Source organism: Jiella pacifica (genome assembly GCF_010500815.1).
GTDB classification, from domain to species: Bacteria; Pseudomonadota; Alphaproteobacteria; order Rhizobiales; family Rhizobiaceae; genus Jiella; species Jiella pacifica.
The window spans coordinates 116,600-137,107 of the sequence record NZ_JAAAMG010000007.1; the positions used below are offsets into that span (position 1 = coordinate 116,600).

Annotated in this window: 15 protein-coding genes; 5 read left to right on the plus strand and 10 right to left on the minus strand. The window is 67.5% G+C overall.

Annotation, left to right across the window (positions count from 1 at the left end):
* Positions 1 to 237: 237 nt before the first annotated feature.
* Positions 238 to 1,245, minus strand: coding sequence for an asparaginase (locus GTK09_RS10685; protein ID WP_163463148.1), 1,008 nt, complete (start codon positions 1,243 to 1,245; stop codon positions 238 to 240).
* A gap of 96 nt (positions 1,246 to 1,341) precedes the next feature.
* Here GTK09_RS10685 and GTK09_RS10690 point away from each other — a divergent pair, with 96 nt between their 5' ends.
* Positions 1,342 to 2,088: a DUF3750 domain-containing protein gene (locus tag GTK09_RS10690; RefSeq protein ID WP_163463149.1), complete on the plus strand. Its 747-nt coding sequence runs from the start codon at positions 1,342 to 1,344 to the stop codon at positions 2,086 to 2,088.
* A gap of 29 nt (positions 2,089 to 2,117) precedes the next feature.
* On the opposite strand, the gene GTK09_RS27425 is transcribed toward GTK09_RS10690, so the two are convergent.
* The 3 genes from GTK09_RS27425 to GTK09_RS10705 form a co-directional block, all read right to left on the minus strand.
* Positions 2,118 to 2,477: an excalibur calcium-binding domain-containing protein gene (locus GTK09_RS27425; protein WP_246217837.1), complete on the minus strand. Its 360-nt coding sequence runs from the start codon at positions 2,475 to 2,477 to the stop codon at positions 2,118 to 2,120.
* A gap of 91 nt (positions 2,478 to 2,568) precedes the next feature.
* On the minus strand, positions 2,569 to 3,507 hold the full coding sequence (locus tag GTK09_RS10700; protein ID WP_203560983.1) for a TerC family protein: 939 nt from the start codon (positions 3,505 to 3,507) through the stop codon (positions 2,569 to 2,571).
* Positions 3,508 to 3,818: 311 nt separating this feature from the next.
* Entirely contained in the window at positions 3,819 to 3,998 is a 180-nt protein-coding gene (locus GTK09_RS10705) for a hypothetical protein (protein WP_163463151.1), read from the minus strand.
* 122 nt (positions 3,999 to 4,120) lie between these two features.
* On the opposite strand from GTK09_RS10705, the gene gcvA reads away from it, so the two are divergent.
* Positions 4,121 to 5,038, plus strand: coding sequence for a transcriptional regulator GcvA (gene gcvA / locus GTK09_RS10710; protein ID WP_246217838.1), 918 nt, complete (start codon positions 4,121 to 4,123; stop codon positions 5,036 to 5,038).
* 70 nt (positions 5,039 to 5,108) lie between these two features.
* Here the strand turns inward: gcvA and GTK09_RS10715 are convergent, their stop codons facing one another.
* The 5 genes from GTK09_RS10715 to GTK09_RS10735 all read right to left on the minus strand — a co-directional run bounded on the left by GTK09_RS10715 (position 5,109) and on the right by GTK09_RS10735 (position 16,309).
* Positions 5,109 to 6,128, minus strand: coding sequence for a sensor histidine kinase (locus tag GTK09_RS10715; RefSeq protein ID WP_163463153.1), 1,020 nt, complete (start codon positions 6,126 to 6,128; stop codon positions 5,109 to 5,111).
* Between the two features lie 133 nt (positions 6,129 to 6,261).
* Entirely contained in the window at positions 6,262 to 6,678 is a 417-nt protein-coding gene (locus GTK09_RS10720) for a response regulator (protein ID WP_203560984.1), read from the minus strand.
* 26 nt (positions 6,679 to 6,704) lie between these two features.
* Entirely contained in the window at positions 6,705 to 8,192 is a 1,488-nt protein-coding gene (locus GTK09_RS10725) for a sensor histidine kinase (protein WP_163463155.1), read from the minus strand.
* Between the two features lie 185 nt (positions 8,193 to 8,377).
* Positions 8,378 to 10,447, minus strand: coding sequence for a penicillin-binding protein 1C (gene pbpC, locus GTK09_RS10730; protein WP_163463156.1), 2,070 nt, complete (start codon positions 10,445 to 10,447; stop codon positions 8,378 to 8,380).
* A 381-nt stretch (positions 10,448 to 10,828) separates the two neighbouring features.
* Entirely contained in the window at positions 10,829 to 16,309 is a 5,481-nt protein-coding gene (locus GTK09_RS10735) for an alpha-2-macroglobulin family protein (RefSeq protein WP_312869787.1), read from the minus strand.
* Positions 16,310 to 16,600: 291 nt separating this feature from the next.
* Here GTK09_RS10735 and GTK09_RS10740 point away from each other — a divergent pair, with 291 nt between their 5' ends.
* The 3 genes from GTK09_RS10740 (at position 16,601) to GTK09_RS10750 (ending at position 18,742) form a co-directional block, all read left to right on the plus strand.
* Positions 16,601 to 16,819: a hypothetical protein gene (locus GTK09_RS10740; RefSeq protein ID WP_163463157.1), complete on the plus strand. Its 219-nt coding sequence runs from the start codon at positions 16,601 to 16,603 to the stop codon at positions 16,817 to 16,819.
* A 216-nt stretch (positions 16,820 to 17,035) separates the two neighbouring features.
* A complete protein-coding gene (locus tag GTK09_RS10745; protein ID WP_203560973.1) occupies positions 17,036 to 18,076 on the plus strand; it encodes a LacI family DNA-binding transcriptional regulator in 1,041 nt (346 codons plus the stop codon).
* A gap of 213 nt (positions 18,077 to 18,289) precedes the next feature.
* Positions 18,290 to 18,742, plus strand: a complete 453-nt coding sequence (locus GTK09_RS10750) for a hypothetical protein (protein WP_163463158.1) — start codon at positions 18,290 to 18,292, stop codon at positions 18,740 to 18,742.
* A gap of 183 nt (positions 18,743 to 18,925) precedes the next feature.
* Here the strand turns inward: GTK09_RS10750 and GTK09_RS10755 are convergent, their stop codons facing one another.
* On the minus strand, positions 18,926 to 20,209 hold the full coding sequence (locus GTK09_RS10755; protein ID WP_163463159.1) for a polysaccharide biosynthesis/export family protein: 1,284 nt from the start codon (positions 20,207 to 20,209) through the stop codon (positions 18,926 to 18,928).
* Positions 20,210 to 20,508 lie beyond the last annotated feature (299 nt).

A 20,508-nucleotide genomic window follows, 5' to 3' on the forward strand; every position in this document is an offset into this window, starting at 1 on the left:
CTGAAAGACTACGCTCTTCCTCGAGAAGGTCAAGCAACTTCGCGATCATACTCGTTAAAACCAGTTGCAATCGCAGCAATTCGCGGGGCTGACTGTCGCGGCACGAGCCGGCGACCAGGCAGAAGTCCCATCGATCGCCCGGAGAGGATAAGCGTTTCCGCGCTTGCGGCCGGCGGTTTCCGGCCGCACATGCGCCTGCAGCCGATGGTCCCCGGCACTCTTGCTCCGCAACGGGTCTCAGCGTTCCGGAAGTCTCGCCCGCAGAGAGCCGGTGCGCGTGCCGCGCCAGTTGGTCAGATCCTCGTTGGCCATGGCGGCGAAGGTCTCGGCCAGTGCCGGCTCGCCCTCGCCCATCGCCCGGGCGAGAAGTGCGGCGGCGAGAGTCTCGCTCGCCCGCCGCGCACCGTCGTCGATCTTCAGGGCGAAGCCGAGGCCGAGTTCGGGCAGCGCGCCGCAGAAGACGCCTTCCGCCCCGGTCTTGACGAAGACCTTGCCGGGGGCGGCCTGCATGAGCTTCAGGCAGGCTCTCCCGGTGCCGGACATTTCGAAGGGCTCGGCCATGCAGGCATCGACGAGGGAGCGCGCCGCCTCCGCCCGCTGCGGCTCGATGCCTCTGCCGGAGGCAATCTTCGCGAAAGCCGAAGCGAAGTCGCGTAAGGGGGCGGCATAGGTGGGGATCGAGCAGCCGTCGGTGCCGCAGACGTCGACATTGAGGCTGCGGCCGGTCAGGTCCTCGATGACCGCCTTCGCCCGGACCTGGACCGGGTGGTTCGGGCCGACATAGCCGGCCAACTCCTCGCCGCGATGGGCCGCCGTCAGGAGGAAGCCGGCATGCTTGCCCGAGCAGTTGTTGTGCAGCTGGCAAGGGGTCTCGCCGCGCCGCGCCATGTCGCGCGAGACGTCCGCCTCGCCGGGCCAATGGCTGCCGCATTCGAGGGCGGTCTCGTCGAGCCCGGCCTTCTGCAGCATCGCGGCGGCGCGGCGCACATGCTCCGGCTCGCCGGAATGGGAGGCGCAGGCAAGCGAAAGGTCCTTCTCGGAGAGCCCGAAGCGGGCGGCGGCGCCGGTCTCGACCAGCGGGATCGCCTGCAGGAGCTTCACCGCCGAGCGGGGAAAGACCGGGCGGTCGATGTCGCCGGCACTGGCGACCATCTGACCGTCGCCATCGACCAGCGCAAAGGCGCCGCGATGGATGCTCTCGACGAGTTCACCGCGGGTCACTTCCACGAGGACGGGGTTTTCCATAATTTCGACCTGTCTGCCGGATTGATGACAAGCGGCACAACTAGCGCGACCGGGCCGGCCTGCGAGCGCCTCGACGGATCGTCGTGAAGAGGAAAGATGCGAAAACTGAAACTCCTGGCACTCGGCCTCTTCCTCGTCTTCATTCTCCCGGCCGCTGCTTCGGCGGCGATCTGGTATCTCGGCGACCACGCGACCTCGTGGCGGACCGCCGACTGGTCGTCCTCCGCGCTGCTGCCAGCGGCGGCCACGGTGCCGGAGGCCCGGGTCTACGTCCTGTCGGCCCGTACCGGCGGGCTGAAGGGAGCCGTGTCCGAGCACAGCTGGATCGTCGTCAAGGAAGCGGATGGGGCGGCATACGAGCGCTGGGACAAGGTCGGCTGGGGCATGCCTGTCCGTCACAACGGCTATCCCGCCGACGGGCGCTGGTATTCCAACGAACCGCGCGTCGTCTTTGCAGCGACGGGCGAGCGGGCCGCGGCGCTGATTCCAAAAGTACGGGCGGCGATCGAGACCTACCCCTTCGCCATGCGCGGCGGCTATCACATCTTTCCCGGCCCGAACTCGAACTCCTTCGTCGCCCATGTCATGCGGCAGGTGCCTGAGATCGACGTCGCGCTGCCGCCGGTCTCGGTCGGCCGCGACTACCCGACCGGCGGACGCCTCGCTTATCTCGATCCGGACGGGCGGGATCTGCACCTGTCGCTGTTCGGATATGCCGGGCTGTCGGCCGGCTGGAAGAGCGGGCTGGAGATTAACATCCTCGGCCTCGTCGCCGGGCTGGATTTCAGGCGGCTCGGCGTCAAGGTGCCGGCTTTCGGGACGTTCGCGCTGCTCGAGAGCTGAGCGCACCGAAGCGCAACCAACTCGTCGGCCTAACAGCCGATCCTCGCGCGGATTTCGTCCACCTCCCGCTTGGAGGTGCAGAGGTTCTCGCATGGAATGCCGTCATTGTCGCCGTCGGCGCGGGAATAGCCGCCGCACCACAGGCGCACCGCCTCTTCGCAGCTCGACACCGACCGGCAGGTCCGCCGCTGGGCGAAAAGCCGCTCGCCGAGCGGGGTCGAAATCTGGTCCGCTCCGCGCAAGGCGCCGGTCTGGCCGCCGGCGGCCAAGGTGGTGTTCGGTGAGAGGCCTCCGACGACGAGGCTCGCAGCCAGAGCGAGAGCGAAATGACGACGCCATGTATGGCCCGGGCTGCGGTTCTTCAGAGGGTCGGTTCGAAGATCTGTCATGACAACCATATTACCTATGGTTGCGTTTCACTGGATTCATTTCTACCGCCAGGCGGTATTCACTCTGCCTCGAGCCGTTCCGGGGGCTCCCTCAGCCGGCCTCGGGTTCCCGCCCACGGGTCTTCCACAGGCTCCAGACGACGCCCGCCCCCAGAATCGCGAAGGTCGCGCCGAGGGAGATCGCCGGCGGGATCTTGTCGATGCCGAGAAGGTCGGCGGCGAACACCTTGGCGCCGATGAAGATCAGGACGAAGGACAGCGCCATCTTCAGATATTCGAAGCGGTGGACCATCGCCGCCAGGGCGAAATAGAGGGCGCGCAGGCCGAGGATGGCGAAGATGTTCGAGGTGTAGACGATGAAGGGGTCGGTGGTGATGGCGAAGATCGCCGGCACGGAATCGACCGCGAAGATCACGTCGGCGATCTCGATCATCACGAGCGCCATGAACAGCGGCGTGACGTAGCGGGTCATCCTTCCGGTCTTCGGGTCGGGCTTGGTGACGAAGAAGCGCTCGCCGTGGTGCTCGTCGGTGACGTTCAGGTGCCGGCGCATGAACTTCACCAGCGGGTTTTCGCCGAGCGGGCGCTCCTTGTCGCCGACGAAGAGCATCTTGACGCCCGTGGCGATCAGGAAAGCCGCGAAGACGTAGAGAACCCAGGAGAACTCGTTCACCAGCGCGGCGCCGAAGCCGATCATGATGGCCCGCAGGACGATGACGCCGAGGATGCCCCAGAACAGCACCCGGTGCTGGTAGATGCGCGGAACCGCGAAGAAGGCGAAGATCGTCGCGATGACGAAGACGTTGTCCATCGCCAGCGCCTTCTCGACGACGAAGCCGGTGACGTAGTCGATGGCGGGATCGGGCCCTTTCAGCCACCAGACGCCGACGCCGAAGAGGAGGCCGAGGGTGATGTAGAGGGCCGACAGCTTCAGGCTTTCGGCCACCTCGATCTCGTGGTTTTCCTTGTTGAGGATGCCGAGGTCGAAGGCGAGGACGAGGAGCACCAGGGCGAAGAAGCCGAGCCACATCCAGAGCGGCGTGCCGAGCCACGGCGCCGCGAGAAAGGCGATATCCACGGACGAAATCTCCCGCCGGCCGCAATGCCGAATGAAGATCCGACATCGCGAAAGCGCCGGCAGCTCTCGCCAGAGGGGCCCGGATCAGGACTTGCAGTCGAGATGGTCGCCCGCAGCCGGCCGTTCAAGCCGGGGAATCTGGGATGCGCCGCCGGTTGGCGAAGACGTGATCGCGGCGTCATCCGCCCGTTCGGGAAGCAAAGTTCGATCGACGCAATCGACTGGCGGTGCGTGGACGGGAGAGCGGATGCCCGCATGCCTCTTCAGCGATCGCGCCCGCCGGGACGCCAACGGCCGTCGAGAAGGCCGATGTCTCTCAGGAGGCTCTCGGACGTCGTCTCGACGGTGATGGCGACCCGCTTTCGACGATGCATCGAGAAGACCGGAAAGAGTTGGGCGATGGCGCGCAGCATCCTGCGCCCGGCCTTTGCAAGCCTGGTCATGAAGGGTCCGATCCGCGCCGCCAGAGACGACGCCAGCTTTCGTTGCGATGGCTCCTTTGTGGCGCGACAGCGACTTGCGGACCAACGAAACATCGGACAGCATGCATAAGGAGATTCTATGCATGCGCCATCGTGACCTACCCCCGCTCGCGACCATTCGGGTCTTCGAGGCGGCCGCCCGCCATCTCAGCTTCACCAGGGCGGCCGACGAACTCGGCATGACCCAGGCCGCGGTCAGCTATCAGATCAAGCTTTTGGAGGAGCGCCTTGGCGCTCCGCTGTTTCTGCGGCGTACGCGCGCCGTCGAATTGACGGCGACGGGCCGGCTGCTGGCACCGGCGACGAGCGAGGCGCTCGATCAGCTCGCTGCAGCGTTTTCCGCTGCCAAGGCCGATGCCGGCGGTGTCCTGTCAGTCAGCGTCCTGCCGACCTTCGCCGCGCACTGGCTGGCGCCCCGCATCGGCCGATTTCAGATGAAGCATCCCGACATCGCCGTGCGCACGCGGGCCACCCGCGACGTCGCGAATTTCTCCCGCGACGACGTCGACGTCGCGATTCGCAGCGGCCTTGGAGACTGGCCGGGCCTTGAAGCCAACCCGTTGTTTCCGGTGGATTTCACGCCGATGTACAGTCCGAAGCTGGTCGAACGCTATGGATCGATCGAGAGACCGTGCGATCTGTTGCGCCTGCTTCTCATCGATCCCGGCGATCGATGGTGGAAGCTCTGGTTCGATGCGATGGGCGTCCCCGGCTTCGAGCCCGGCGGCCATCCCGACGCGCGCATGGGCGACCAGCACCTCGAAGCGCGGGCGGCGATCGGCGGCTATGGCGTCGCGATCCTTACCCCTGCCTTCTACCGCGAGGAAATCGCGGCCGGCCTCCTCGTCCAGCCGTTCCCGACAGCTTCGGAGGCGGGACAGTTCTACTTCCTGGCCTATCCGACGACGCGCCGGAACGTGCCGAAGATCCGAGCCTTTCGCGACTGGTTTCTCGACGAGTTGCGATCGGGCGAGGAGACGTGCCTGGCGCCGGCGTCGTGAGATCGTCGGCGCTTCGGGGCGCGCCTCGCATTTTCGCGACGTCGCCGGGCGGGCCGTCCCGCCGAAAGTGTCAAAGCGCCGCGGTGACGCAGATCCTAGCGCCGGGCCCGTGCCCGTAGTCGAGATCGGCGCCCAGACTCTGGGCCATCGCCCGGATCAGCCGGGTTCCGACGCCGGTCCCCTGTGGCTTGGCCCCGAGATCGACGCCCGGCCCGTCGTCCTCGACGGACAGGCGGAAATTCGGCGCCTCCTGCAGGAGGCGGATGCGTACCTCGCCCGCCTCGTCCGGACGGTAGGCGTATTTGCAGGCATTGCCGACGAGTTCGGTAACGATGATGCCGAGCGAGATCGCCCGGTCCGTCTTCAGCCGGACGGAATCCGATAGGAAGCTCACCTTGCGGGGCGACTTCGGCGTCGACCAGGTGGCTTCGAGTTCTTCGGCCAGCGGCAGCAGATATTCCGCCATGTCGATGGTGGCGATGTCGTCCGAATTGTAGAGCCGGCGATGCACCTGGGCGATCGCGGCGATCCGCTGCTGGGTGTCACGGAGGGCGGACTTCGCCTCGTCGCTGCCAACGGCGGATGCCTGGATGTTGACGAAGGCCGAGAGGATCTGCAGGCTGTTGGCGACCCGGTGGTTCGCTTCCTTCACCATCGCCGCCAGACGGTCGTTCGAGGCCCGCAGCGCCTGTTCCGCCTCGTCTTTGGCAGCCACCAGCGCCTGGCGTTCGAGGGACTGGCGAAAGCTGGAGGCCAAGAGGTCGAAGAAGTCCTCGCCGACGGTCTTGACCACGTAATCCGTGGCACCGGCCTTCAGCGCCGCCACGGCGACGCTCGTCTCTTCCGATCCGGTGACGTAGACGACCGGCGGCGGGGACGGCAGCGCCCCGATCATCGCGAGGGCATCGAGGCCGGTCTTGCCGGGCATGTAGTGGTCGATCGCGACGAGGTCGAAGCCGCCTTCGCGCAGCCGGGCGACGCCGCTATCGGCATCCGCGGCGGTTTCCACCTCAAAACCGCGGCGCGAAAGCCTCCGGCTGGTCAGAAGCCTGAGACCCTCGTCGTCGTCGATGTAAAGAACACGCGGCATGGACCCCGATTTTCCCGTGGTGGAGCCGCCAGACCGGCTCGACCGATGTCGTCTGCAAAATCCGCACCAGCTGCAAGCAACGAAGAATAGCGATTATTAATCAAGCTGTTGCGTATATCAAAGCGCGATCGTGTCAATCCATGTCGGGATCCGGCACCTGGATCACCGACAGGAACAGGCCGAGCTGGCGGATGGCCTGTGCGAAGGTCTCGTAGTTCACCGGCTTGGTGATGTAGACATTGGCGCCGAGATCGTAACAGCGCTCGATCTCCACCTTGTCGTCGGTGGTCGTCAGCACGACGACGGGCGTGCGCTTCAGCGGGCTGTCCTTGGCCTTCATCCGCTGCAGGATGTCGATGCCGCTCATGTCCGGGAGATTGAGGTCGAGCAGCACCAGCGCCGGGCCGTTGCGAGCCGGGCCGTCAGGCGCATCGAAGAGATATTGCAGCGCCCCGGTGCCTTCGAGAAAGTGCCGGATCGGGTTATTGACCCCGGCCCGGCGGATGTTCTTCTCGATCAGCCGGGCATGGCCCTCGTCGTCCTCGATCATGACGATGTTGACGGTCTGATGTGAGCTCACGTGTTCACCCCCTGTTGCGGTGCGAGGGCCATCGGCAGGGAAAGCCGGAAGATCGCGCCCTGATCAAGCACGGACTCGCACGTAATCGTTCCGCCCAATCGGTATGCCAAGGCCCGCACATGGGCAAGCCCGATCCCCTCGCCCGGCTGATCCTGGCTACCGGATCGCCGGAAGAGATCGAAAATGCGCTCGTGGTCCTTCGGATCGATGCCGCGGCCATTGTCCTCGACCTCGACCAGAACCCGGCCGCTGGCCTTCTTGCCCCGGATGGTGATGCGGCCCGGCCGGTCGCGCTTGAGATACTTGATGGCATTTTCGACGAGGTTGGAGACGATCTGCTCGACCGCCAACCTGTCGCTCACGACGGTCGGGACGGGCTCGGTCTCGACCGTGACGCCGAGTTCGTCGATCCGGTGCTGCAGACTGTCGACGATCCCTTCGACCAGCGCGTTCATGTCGACGGCCTCGGGCGCCAGCACCCGCCGCCCTTCCCGGGACAGCCGCAGGATGGCGTTGATCAGTCGGTCCATCTTCTCCGTCGACGTCCGGATGAAGCCGATCGCCTCCGGCAGGTCCTCGCGCACGGCGAACTTAGTCTCCTCCGAAACGATCTCCGGTGCCACTTCCTCGGCCTTATCGATCAATTCGTTTAGCGGCTTGATCGCCGCATCGAGTTCGGCGGTGAAGCCCATGACGTTGACGAGCGGCGATCTGAGGTCGTGGGAGACGATGTAGGCGAAGCGCTGGATCTCGGCATTGGCCCGCTGCAGTTCGCTGGTGCGTTCGACAACCGCCGATTCCAGATCGTCGTTCAGCTCCTGGAGCTGGACACCGATCGAGGTGAGTGCACGCAGCGTGCGACGGGTCGCCCAGATGGTTCCGGCAGCGACGACGATCAGAAGGATCGCCGCGGCGATCGCGACGGCAGTCGAGAGGTAAACGCTGCCATTCGCCTCCGCTTCGCGCGCCACCAACAGCCGCCGCTCCTCCAGGGCCATCGCGTCGGAAATGTCCCGCAGTTCCTGGACGACAGTAATGTCCTCCTCATCCAGAAGACTGGCGCCTCGAACGCCGGTTCCGCCGGCCTGTTTGTCGACGATCGAATTGCGCAGAAGTTCGAGATATTGCCGCGTCAGGTCGCGAAAATGGTCGAGCCGCTCCATCTGGCTCGGATTGTCGGCGGTCAGTCCGGCGATCCGATCGATCTGCACCGGAATGTCGGCAGCGGTTTTCTCGAAGACCTCCAGAAACCGCGAGTCGCCTTCCAGCAAATAACCGCGGCGGGATGCCTCGATCCGCTCGACCAGCCGATTGAGATCGGCCACGGATGCCTCGACCTCGATCGTGTGAGACACCAGCTCGGCGTAGTCCTGGCTCCGCATGAAGGTCCAGACGACGGCGAGGGCAGCCACGGCGAGCATGACGAACCCGGCGGCGACGGCGAGGAAGATGACGCGGTTGGCGCGCCGTTGACGTGTCATCATCGGGTCGGATGGCCCATTCAGGGTGGAGCGGTCCCGCCAAAAGAGCGCGGGCGCTGGCGCATGGCTCTCCGTTCTTCAGGAGAGGTGCTGACATTTCGTGAAAACGTTCACTAATCAAGTCGCCGCGCTCACTCAAGTGCCGAAAAGCATCCTTGGCGGCGCAAGAGGCGGGATGGCTGCGTCGCCTACTTCACGAAAACCTCGGCGCTGGCCGCCGCGCCCGTGGCATCGACCACCGAGATCGCCAGAAAGCCGGGCTCCTTCGGCTGGAAAGTCGACTGGCGGAGCAGCTGGTCCCGATCCACGGGCAGGCCGTCGACATACCAGGTGAAGGGCGGGCGACCGTTGCGGACCTTGAGATAGAGGGGCGTGGCGCTTCGGGCTCCATCGCTGAGCTCGATGCGGCTTCCCGCCGGCGGATAGACGATTTCCGGCTTCAGCCCCGCCTGGCGGCGTTCGGCTGCCCTCCCCACGCGCTTCAGGGGCGGCGGCAGGCCCGCTCCCGCCGAGGCGAGGATGCCGGGCGGCGGACCGGCGAGGCGCGTCACCGGACCGATGCGGGCGAACACGTCGTGCATCACCGGCACGGCGGCATCCTGGCCGACGAGGCCCGGCACCGGCGCCCCGTCCGGCCGACCGAGCCAGACGCCGACGACGTGCTTGCCGTCGTAGCCGATGGTCCAGGCGTCGCGGTAGCCGTAGGAGGTGCCGGTCTTGTGGGCGATCTCGCCGGGCGAACCCTTGGTGGTGGAGGTCGCGCCGGCGATGATCGAGGTGACGTACCAGGCCGCCTGCTCGGAAAGGATGCGTCGTTGCGGGCCCGGCTCCGCGGCTTCCTCGACATGCAGCGGCACGGACACACCGCCATTGGCGATGCCGGCATAGAGCCTGACCAGATCCTCCAGTGTCAGCCCGAGCCCGCCGAGGCCGATGGCGAGGCCTGGCAGCGAGCGGTCGCCGAGCTCGGGTCTCGCGCCGGTGCGGCGGATGCGCTGGACGAGCCGACTCGGCCCGACGGCCGACAGGAGTTCCACCGCCGGCAGGTTGCGCGACAGTTGCAGCGCCCGGCGGGCGGTGATGATGCCCTGGAACTCGTGGTCGAAATTCTGGGGCGTATAGCCGGCAAAGCCGCCGGGGGAATCGTCGACGAGGCTTTCGGGATGGGCCACCCCGCGCTCGAAAGCGAGGCCGTAGATCAGCGGCTTCAGCGTCGAGCCCGGTGAGCGCAGCGCCTGGGTCAGATCGACGAAGCCCTGGCGGGAGCGATCGAAATAGTCGGGCGAACCGACCTCGGCGAGGATCTCGCCGGTCGAATGATCGGCGACGACGAGGGCGAGCGAAACCGGGCTTTTCAGGCTCCTCGCCTTGTCCCGCGCATAGGTTTCCAGCCGTTGCTGCAGGCGTTCGTCGATCGTCAGGTTGATCGGGCTGCGCTGGGGATTTTCGGCGTGAAGCCGCTCGGCGAGATGGGCGGCCATCACCGGCATGTCGCGCCGGACGGGCGGAACCGGCTCGCGCTCGGCCCTGCCGGCTTCCCGCTCGTTCAAGATGCCGAGTTCGGCCATGCGCGCGAGAACGCGGTCCCGCGCCGCCTTGGCGCGCTCGATGAAGCGGTCCGGCCGGTAGCGCTCGGGCGATTGCGGCAGGGCAACGAGCAGCGCGGCCTCGGCGGCCGTCAGCCGGCGCGGCTCCTTGCCGAAAAGCGAAAGCGAGGCAGCCCTGATGCCTTCGACGTTGCCACCATAGGGCGCGAGGCGGAAGTAGAGCGACAGGATCTCGGCCTTGTCGTAGCGCCGCTCCAATGCGATCGCCGTCAGCATCTGCTCGATCTTGGCCGAATAGCTGCCGGTCGGCAGGTTCTCCAGCATCCGTGCCACCTGCATGGTCAGCGTCGAACCGCCGGAGACGATGCGGCCGTGGCGGGCCGACTGCCAGACGGCGCGCAGGAGCGCCAGCGGATCGATGCCGCCGTGATCGAGGAAGCGGCGGTCTTCCCAGGCCAGCAGCATCTTCAGAAAGCGCGGATCGACGTCGCTGCCGGAGGCGGCCAGCCGCCAGCGGCCGTCTCGAACGGGAAACGCCCGCAGCAGCATGCCTTCGCGGCCAACCACCTCGACGCCCACCTCCGGCCCCGTGAGCGCCGCAACGCGGCGCGACACCGCCTGTTCGAAGGCGGAGTAGGCCCACAGGCCGGCGACGAGAAGGAGGAGCAGGCCGATGACCCCGGCCTGGGCCGTGCGGCGCAGGGGGGACATGTCAGGTCGCTCGGCCCAATTGCGGTTTGTCGAAAGCCAGCCGTATCGAGGTCCACGTCACCCTTCGACAGGCAGTGCCAGAGCCACTCGACCGCCGTTGAAGAGATGTCAAAGGCAGAAATTCGTCATCCTCGGGCTTGTCCCGAGGATCTACTGCCGTCGGTAAGGATGGACGGGCGTTGGCGAGAGACGGTTCTTCCAGGATTTTGTGGCGGACGTTGCAGTAGATCCTTGGGACAAGCCCAAGGATGACGGTGCGTCGGGGATGTCGCCTCATCCGCGAGCGCTGAGTACCCTCACTGGCGGCTGGAAGCTCACTGACTTGGCCCAGTCCACAAATCAGGCGGTTCCTGTCCGCGCTGCATATCAATCCGGCGCAAGTCACCGAAGCGCCCCAATGACCGTCACCCGTCCGGCATCGGTACGACCGCGGCGGCTCGGATCGTACATGTTCTCGATCGTCGCCGCCGGATGCTCGAATTCGCCGGGCGCAACGGCACGGACGATATAGGCGAAGCGCCGCATCGCGGTGTCGTTAGTGCCCTGGTCGATCGCCGCGAGGAACCGGTCGGAGCGGAACTCGGTATGTGCCGCCTCGCCGGAAAGCTCCAGCCAGTCGAGCGTGGCGACGTCGCCGGCCCGCAGGATCGCCGGGTTGTCGATGGCAAAGCCCGCCGGCAGCGGATCGTCGAGCATCAGCCTTGCCGGGCCCGGATCGACCAGCGTCACCTCGTCGACGACCACCAGCCGGTCGCCCTGGCCGATCTTCGCCGGATCGGCGGGCTCGCCCTCGAGCGTGTAGTAGCTGCGGGCGACGGCATAGCCATTGGCAGAGGCAGGCGGCGCGACCTGAGGCACACCGCGGATCGTCACCTCAGCCGAGACCGGTGTCTCCGCCCGGTTGGCGATGTCGATGCCGCTCGAAAGGTCGGCTTCGTCGAGCGCGGCGGAATAGGGGCCCTCGACGGTCTTGCCGGCGACCGTCAGCTTCGGCGGATTGCGACCCAGGAGCGCATGGGCAGCGAGCAGCGACCAGGCGTCCTCCTGGGTGGAGGTGTGGCGCTGGCTGCGGCGTTGATCGTTCACCTTGCCGACCAGTTCATCGAAGGAGACGCCGTCCACCGCCGTTTCGAGGCCGAGGGTCAGGACGGCGGCATCGTCGCGCAGCGCCGTGCCATAATCGGACCGCCCGATGTTGGACTGCGGCGCCATGGTGTCGTCGAGCGACGCGCGGAACACCCGCTCGGCGCGGGTCCGGTCGCCGTAAAGCGCCAGAGCGGCGGCCATCTGCGCCTTGGAGAGCGGCGTCGGAAAGCCCGACAGCTCGTTGTCGGCATAGTAACGCAGGTCGCCGATCGAGGCCCGGCCGTTGCGCGCGAGGACGTAATAGGCGTAGGCCACCGGTCCCCAGTCGGGCTTTTCCGGCAGATAGGCGAGGCTGTTGCGCAGATTGTCGACTGCGAGGGTGAATCCCTCGTCAGGCACCGCATAGCCTGCCTCGCGGGCCCGCGTCAGGAAGTCGGTGACGTAGGCGTCGAGCCAGAGGTCGCCATAGCCGGGGCCCCAGAGGCCGAAGGAACCGTTCGACGCCTGGTTCGAGAGAACGCCGGAGATCGCGTCGCTGACGCGCTTCTTGACGTCCTCGCCGGCCCCGAGCCCTGCCGAAAGGATCGTCTGATCGAGATAGACCAGCGGCATCGCCCGCGAGGTCAGCTGCTCGGTGCAGCCATAGGGATAGCGGTCGAGGCTGCGCACGACGCCGGCGACGTCGAACTCGGCAGCCCCGGTGACCGAGACGGTCGCCGACGCCGTGCCGGGGACGTAGCCGGCGAAGAGCTGCGGATCGAGGCTCAGCCTGCCGCCATTCGCCGCGATGGCGAGCCGCGACTTGTCGATGTCCTTCGGGGCGTTCGAGCGCACCGGCAGGACGACGGTCTTGCGCAGTGTCTCCCCTGAGGGCGAGACGAGCGCGACCTCGATCGTCGCCTCGCCGATCTCCCCGCCCGTCACCGGCACGAGCACCCGCTCGCGGCCGCCTTCGGAAAGCGTCAGCGTCGTCTCCTCATTTGCACCGAGCGAGACGATCTGGCCGCCACCGCGCAGCGACAGCGTCGTCTCGCCGGCTGGCCCTTCGACATGGGTGACGTCGACCGCCAGCCGCGAGGTGTCGCCGGGCGCAAGGAACGCCGGGCGGCTGACCGCGATGACGATCGGATCGCGGACCACCATGTCGCGGCTGGCTTCGCCGACGGCCGATGGCGACCAGGCAATGGCCATCAGCTTCAGCGTGCCGTTGAAGTCCGGGATGTCGAGAGCGACGGTGGCGCGGCCCTCGCCATCGACGGCCACCGGCCCGGAATAGAGCGAAACCAGCTCGTCCATCGGCGGCGGGCTCTCGTAGCTGGCCGATGCATCGCCGCCCGAGCGCACCGTGCCCGGCGCGCCGGCCATCCGGTCGATCAGCTTGGAATAGAGGTCGCGGATCTCGACGCCGAGCCGCCTCTGGCCGAAATAATAGCCCTGCGGTGACGGCGGCTTGAAACCGGTGACGTTGAGGATGCCGACGTCGACGGCCGCCAGCGTGACATAGGCGGTTTCGCCGGCGGCGACGCCGCCGATCTCGATGCCGATCTCCTGGGTCTGCCGCGGCGTGATCTTCTCCGGCGCGTCGATCGCGACGGACAATGCCAGATCGCCCGGCTCGACCTTGACGTGGGCGATGCCGATCGCCCGGCCGGGCATGCGCTTTGCGCCGAGATCCATCGGCCGATAGACCACCGCCGCGACATAGGCACCGGGGCCCCAGTCACGGGTGACAGACAGATCGACCGTGCCGCCCTCAGCGGGAATGTCGGCGGTCTTTCGTGCGATGATCCGCTCGTCCATGACGAAGATCTCGGCCTTGCCGGCAAAGCGCGGCTCGATCTTCACTTTCGCCGTCTCGCCCACCTTGTAGGTCGGCTTGTCCAGTGAGACCTGCGCGACGTCCGGCGTGTCGAGCGAGGTGGCCGAGACGTACCAGCCGGCCTCGAAGGACAGGCTGGCGGGAACGGCGGCGCCCGACGGGTCGACGACGGAAAGCTCGTACTCGCCCCATTCGACCGGCAGCGACAGCGCGGCGGGCTCGCTCTGGCCGACGTCCAGCGTGCCGCTGGCGACGCGCGATGCGGTCTTCACCGGCTCGTAGTTCCACGAGCCGGAGCTCTGATACCACTGGAAGTCGACGCGGACCTTCTTCAGCTGCCATTCGAGGCCGGAAGCGGCGATCCGCTCGCCCGCGGCGTCGAGGGCGACGACATCGAATCCGGCCTCAGAGCCCTCGGGCACCGACCCATCGGAGCGCGGCTTGACGCCGATCCGCTGGTTCGAGCCCGCCACCGGGAGGTCCTTCGTCCGCTCCACCGGCTTGCCGCTGGCATCGACGATGCGCAGCTGCAGCTCGGCCGAGAGCGGCCGCGTCGTCACCGGCGGCTCGAAGGCGGCCAGGGACAGCTCGGCCTTGCCGTCCGCGTCGGTGCGCGCCGTGTCGAAGGGCTGGCGCGTCGCCGTCACCTCGTCGCTGGAAAGGCCGAAGGAATAGCCCGGATAGGCCGCGATGCCGGCAGATGCCGTCAGCACCGCCTCGCCGTTCACCTCGAGATCGCCCGCCGACGCGCCGAACAGATAGCGCGCATCGACCGCGACGCTCGGCGGCGCGGTGGGATCGAGGGCGTCGGCAGCGGTCGCGATCTCGAAGTCGATCTTCTCGGGCTCGAAGTCCTCGACGAGGAAGCTCGTCTCGGCCAGCGCCGGCTGCTTGGGATCGGTGTGGAGCGCGACCTTCCAGAGGCCGCGCATCGCCCCGCCGGGCACGGCGAGATCGAAGGCGTAGCCGCCGGCGGCGAAGTCCGAGACGCTCTGGCGGGAGAACTCGACGCCGTCGGGCCGCTTGACGATCCGGGTGAGCGACAGGCCGGCCATCGCCTTGCCCGCCGCATCGCGGGCGAGCGCGTTGAAATGCGCCGTGTCGCCGGCCCGGTAGATGCCGCGATCGGCGGTCAGGAAAACATCGATCGGCCCCGCCGGAGCGCGGCCGTCGACGCCGCGGTCGGTCAGGTCGAAGGGCGTGTCGCCGACATTGAAGAAGACGAAATCGGCCCCCTTCTTCGCCACGATCAGCGACGGCCGATCGCCGCCGGTGCCGCGCATCAGTCCGGCGGGCAGGCGCAGATGGCCGTCGGCGTCGCTGGTCGCCTGCCCAAGGATCTGATTGTTGGCGGCGATCAGCTCGACCGAAACGTCCGCCAGCGGCGCGGCGCTGCCGAGCGAACGGGCGACGACGTAGAAGCCGTCGACGGCGGAGAAGGTCGACAGGCCGATATCGGAAACGACGAACCACTGGGTGGCGAGCTGGTCCTGATATTGCGGCCCGTTCTTCGCTTTGGCCGACAGCACATAGACGCCGGGCTTCATCTCCCCGGCGATCTCTGACACCGGGATCGCGGTGGTCGTCTCCGCATTGGTCTCGCGCTGCACCGAGACCGTCCCGGTCCACACGTCCTCGCCGCTCTGGCCGGAGATCTCGTCGATCTGCCATTGCGACAGGGCCTTGAGAAACTGGCCGCCCGACAGCGCGCCGGCAAGGCCGCGCTCGCCGATCCGCTGGACCTTTGCCTCGATCGTATCGGCATTGACGGTGACGACGGGGATCGTGGCATTGCCGCCGGACGGCAGGACATAGGCGTTGACGGCAAAGCGCACCGCCGGGTCGCGGTCGCGGACATAGACGGAAAGCTCGGCCTCTTTCGCCAGCGTCTCGCCGTCGACCGAGGTGATGCCGGGGCGCGCGACGATGCGGTAGCGCTCGCCGTGCTTCACGCCGTCGACGCAGATCTGCGAGCCTTCTGCGGTGACCGGCAGCGTGTCGCCGCCCTCGATGCTCAAATAGTCGCCCGGATTTTCCGACGTCGTCAGCTTGCGCGACAGCTGGTCGGAGAAGGTCAGGCAGATGCGCGGGTTCGCGGCATTGTTGTCGACGGTGTTCTCGAGGATCCGAAATCCGTGGGAGGCGAGGACGGATTCGAGGCGCGTTGCGACTTCCGGATCGCTCGCTTCCGCGACGCTCCGGCGATAGGCGCGGATCGCCAGCTTCCAGTTTTCCTCGGCCTCGAAACTGCCGGCGATGGCCGCAAGGGCCGCGGCCTTTTCGGCTTCGCCGCCGGCGGTGAGATAGGCGTTGACGGCCGCGTCCTTGCGCAGGGCCGCGTTCTGCTGCTGCTGGTCGTATTCGCTGGGCTGGTGGGCGAGTGCGGCTGCGGCCAGGCTCTGCCAGGCGCCCTGGTCGAGCGGCTCGCGCTTCAGGACCTCCTGCCAGAGACGGATCGCCTCGGGAAAGGCCAGCGCCGATCGCGCCTGGCTGGCGAGACCGTCGGCGGGGACGGGGGCGAGCTCCTTGTCACGCTCGGCACCGGCCAGCTCCAGCCGGTAGCGATTGGCCGCCTCGACGCTGGCGGCGGGGATGAAGTCGAGTTCCTTCGCCCGGGCCGAGATGGTGGTCTCGTCGACGGCCGGAACGTCGACGATCTCGCCGGAGACGGCGCCGGCCACCCGGCGCAATTCGCCCACGCCGTCCTTCAGGAAGCACCACCGACTGCGCTCGTTGATGGTGAAGGCCTTGCAGCGTTGGTCCGCCTTGCAGGCCGCCGAGCAGCCGTCGAGGTCGGTGTTCTTCAGGATGTCGTAGTCGCGGCCGAAATAGTCCGCATCGCGCGTGACGACCACGCTGCGCTCGCCGCTCGCCTGGGCGAATGCGACCGAAAGGCTGGCGCCGAGAATGGCAAGTGCGGCCAGAGCCGCGAGACAAAAACCGCCGAACCTTTGCACGGATCGACTCTCCCAACGTCAGTTTCGCCCCAGGCGTTCATTACGCCGAAGCAAGGTTGGCGGCTAGTCGAAGCGAGCAAAAGATTCGGTGATCGCACGAGCCGCGCAGGCATTGGCAATCCGGCCGCCATCCAGGCCGTGTTGGCGATGGCGCGGCGCACGGCGTCGCTTTCGCGAATCTCCGCCGGCGTTTTCTTCGCCCTGTCCCTCGCCCAATCCGCTCTGGGCTTTTCACTCATCGGGCATCGGTCGCAGCGACCGGCATCGATCCACCCCCAGGAGAGCCCGACAATGATCCGCAACACCATCATCGCCCTCGCCACCGTCGTCGTCGCCGGCGCCGCCTTCTCGGCCCCGGCCAGCGCCAGGAGCTGGCACAAGCCGCACTACGGCTACGAAAACGTCACTTACAAGCAGTCCTGCCACGTCCAGAAGAAGAAGGTCTTCGCCGGCTACGACGAGTGCGGCAACAAGCTCTGGGTCTGGAAGCGCGTCCGCTCCTGCCACTGAGCATATCCGCCCCCTCCTCCAGCTGTCCGGCCATCCTTCGTCACCGGTCCCCCTCCCCCGCCGATCGAAAGAGGCCGGACAGTTCACGGAAAACCGCCCCGTCCTCCCCGGGGCGGTTTTCGTCGTTTCGGCCGGCCGCCCGAGAGAACCAGAGGAGCGTGGTGACATCCGGGGCTTCCCGCGTCCCGCTGCTTTTGCAATAGATCGCCGATCGGAATGAAGAAGCATCGGGCGTTCGTGGCGCAGAAGGTGAAATTGTCGACCATCGCGGAGGCCCTCGGGCTTTCGACCGCGACCGTGTCGCTGGCGCTGCGGGACAGCCCGCTGGTGGCGGATGTCACCCGCGAGCGGATCAAGGAGGCGGCCCGCGAGCTCGGCTACATCTACAATCGCCGCGCCGCCTCGCTTCGAACCTCGCGCTCGGGCATCGTCGGCGTCTGCGTCCACGACGTGATGAACCCGTTCTATGGCGAGATCCTGAGGTCGATCGAGAGCGAACTCGACCGTAACCGCCAGACCTTCATCCTGTGCAACCACCATGACGACCTGTCGAAGCAGCGCGCTTTCGTCGACACGCTGCTGCAGCTCGGCGCCGACGGGCTGATCCTGTCGCCGGCACTCGGCACACCCGCCGCCGATATCGGCCTTGCCGAGGAGAACGGCCTGCCGGCGATCCTCATCGCCCGCACGATCGAGGGTGCCGGGGTCCACGGCTTTCGCGGCGACGACGCCTATGGCATGGGCCTTGCCGTCGATCATCTCGTCTCGCTCGGCCACCGGTCCATCGCGATGATCGGCGGCACCCGGGCCACCTCCACCGGCCGCGAGCGCGAGGCGGGCTATCTCGCCGGCCTTGCCCGCGGCGGCATCGCATTCCGGACGGAGTGGCGGATGGAGGGACCGCGCGATCGCCACTCCGGATTCGATTCCGCTGCCGCCTTCCTGGCCCTCGCCGAACGCCCGACGGCGATCGTCTGCTTTTCCGACCTCGTCGCCCTGGGCCTGATGTACGGCCTCGCCCGCGGCGGCGTCCGGCCGGGCATCGACATCGCCGTCGTCGGCTATGACGACATCGAGGAGGCCGGTATCGCGACGCCGCCGCTCACCACCGTTTCCAACGGCCAGAGCGAGGTCGGCGAACGCGCCGCCACCGCCCTGCTCGAAAGGCTGGCGGGGATGCCGGCGATGGAGCACACCACGCTGATCCGGCCGGAACTGAAGGTCCGCCAGTCCTGCGGCTCGGGCGGCGAAGAGTAAGGACGGCCGGACGGCGCGGTCTCGCGCAGGGGCGCGCGATCTTGCTCCATCCGGCGCGTCGGCGCCGCAAGGTGGCGCTCATCGACGCCGTTCGATCGGGAGGATCACGGCGAATTCATAACGAAACATGACGATCGCCGCCTCGTCTCAACGTTCGGTTAAGCTTTTCACGTCGATAATGCGCTTCAGTCAATTTTAACGGAAATGAGCCCCATGAATTTCACGGCCACCGTTCTCGGCACCGGCGTTGCGGCTCTCGTCCTGGTCGCCAAGCTTCAGGCAGCTCCGGAGCCGGGCGCCAGCCTCGGCGCCCCCCTCCTCGGACCCGGTGTCGTCACCGTCGATCCGACGATCGTCGGATCCGTCCGACCCAGCGACGCCAAGCCCTCCGCCATGCGGCTGATCGACCTCAGATCGGGCGAAAGCTGCAAGATTCTGGGCGGCCAGCCGAGCTCGGGCGCCTTCGAGCCCGCCCCGCTCCTGCCCGACTGCAGCTCTTCGCAGATCTCCCGCGTTTCACAGTGGCGCGCCGAGAGCGACGGCACGCTGGAAATGGCAGACACCCACGGCGAAACGGTGATGCGCTTCATGCCGGGGGACGGCGTCCTCTATGAATCCGTCTATCCGTCCGACGCCCTGGTGACGATCGTCCCGGCAAGGGGCTGACATTGAGAGACGCGAAAGCCGGCCTCGGTTTGGTCAGTTCGGTGTTGTAATGCCTTGAATGTGCGGACGCGTCGGCGTGTTGCTCGCTGGCGTGAACTGCCGATCCACTCTTTCGCCCGGCTCGCTCGAGGCTGCGCATCCGCGCGGCCTCGACTGCGTTTCGCTCCGACTTTGCAGGCCGGCTTACCTGCTGAGCCGAGTCGACAACACGCTCGCGGTATTGGCAACGGAGAGCGCCGGCGAGACGACGCCGCTGAAGGCGTCGAGGGCCTGCTTGACCGGGACGAAGGGAGCGGTCGCGACATAGACCATGTCGCCGTCGTGGATCCTGAAGTCCTGGGCGTGGAGAAGGCCGGACGGCTCGCGCAGGTCGAAGCGGTAGATCACCGGGATCTCGCCGGAAAGACGGGTGGCGTCCTCGCCCGGCCCGGCGCGGGTGAAGGCCTGGCCCTCGTAGCGGGCGACCATCTCGGCCCCCGGCTCGCGCCTGAGCACGAAGACGCCCTTCGGATTGGCGAGGTTGGGGTTCAGCCCGCCGACCTGGGCGAGCGCCTCGGCCAGCGACATCTCGTAGCCCTGCAGCGGCAGCTGATCGCTCTTGCCGGTCGCGCCCAGCGCCACGTAGGTGCGCGGCTGGCGGGTCAGAAGCACGACGTCGCCGGGGCGCACATAGACGTCCTCGGTCGGATCGTTGGCGAGTTCGGAGAACGGCATCTGCACCGTCCGCCCGCCGCGGGTGAGCGACACGGCGGTCTCGTAGATCGGCGTCTTCGGCCCGCCGACCCGGGCGATCAGGTCGAGCAGCTTCAACCCGGAGGCCGGGATCGGCACCGAGGCGCCGGTGACCGCATCGCCGGTCACCGTCACCGTCGTCGAATTGCCCTGCGCCACGGCGACGACGGCCTGCGGCTCGATCGCGCGGTCCCGGAGCGCGGCGACGATGCGTTGCTCGACGGCCGAGGCGGTCGAGCCGGCGACGCGGACGCGGCCGGCATAGGGAATGGTGATCGAGCCGTCGCGGGCGACCTGCTGCTCGGGCAGACGCACCGAGGACGAGCCCTGGCCGCCGGCATTGAGCGAGGAGAACAGCCCGCCGACGCCGGCCTCGAACAGCGTCACCTGGACGACGTCGCCGACGCCGATGCCGGTGTCGGAGGGCAGCGACCGGCTGGCGATGCCGCGAAAGCTCGGCCGCGGCTCTTCCTGCTGATAGGCGAGGACGGTGTCGTCGACCGGCACGAGGAGATAGCCGTTGCGCCACTGCACCGCGCTCTCGTCGACATTGCCGACGAAGGCACCCGCCGTCGGCCCCGCCGCCGGCAGCGCCGCGCAGCCCGACAGGAGCCCCGCCGCCAGCGCCGCAAGGACCACCCGCGCCCCACCGCGCCGATGCGGCCTCGACCGCCCGGCCACCCCGCCCAGCGCCGCCGTCGAGGAGTTCACTTGCGTCACCGTCCCGGCCGTCATTCACATCCCCCAATGCCGCCGGGGCAAACGGCACGACGCTCTCGCATCGCCCCCGGCCCCTTCGCCGTCCGGACGAGCAGCGTCCCCCGACGTGCCCGTCTCGAAATGGCGGCCTTATACCCCTGCCCCAACCTACCACGAGACCGATTTCGAGTTGACCTCCGAATCGCCTGCAGAGCAGCGCAGTGAGGTTTTCACCGAGCGCTGTGCGCCATTCGACACAGGCCGTTTCGGCCCTCGTGGCTCGCCTGCGGGCGCGGCTTGCGCGGGCGGGACCATCTGCTATGCCTAGCGGCAAG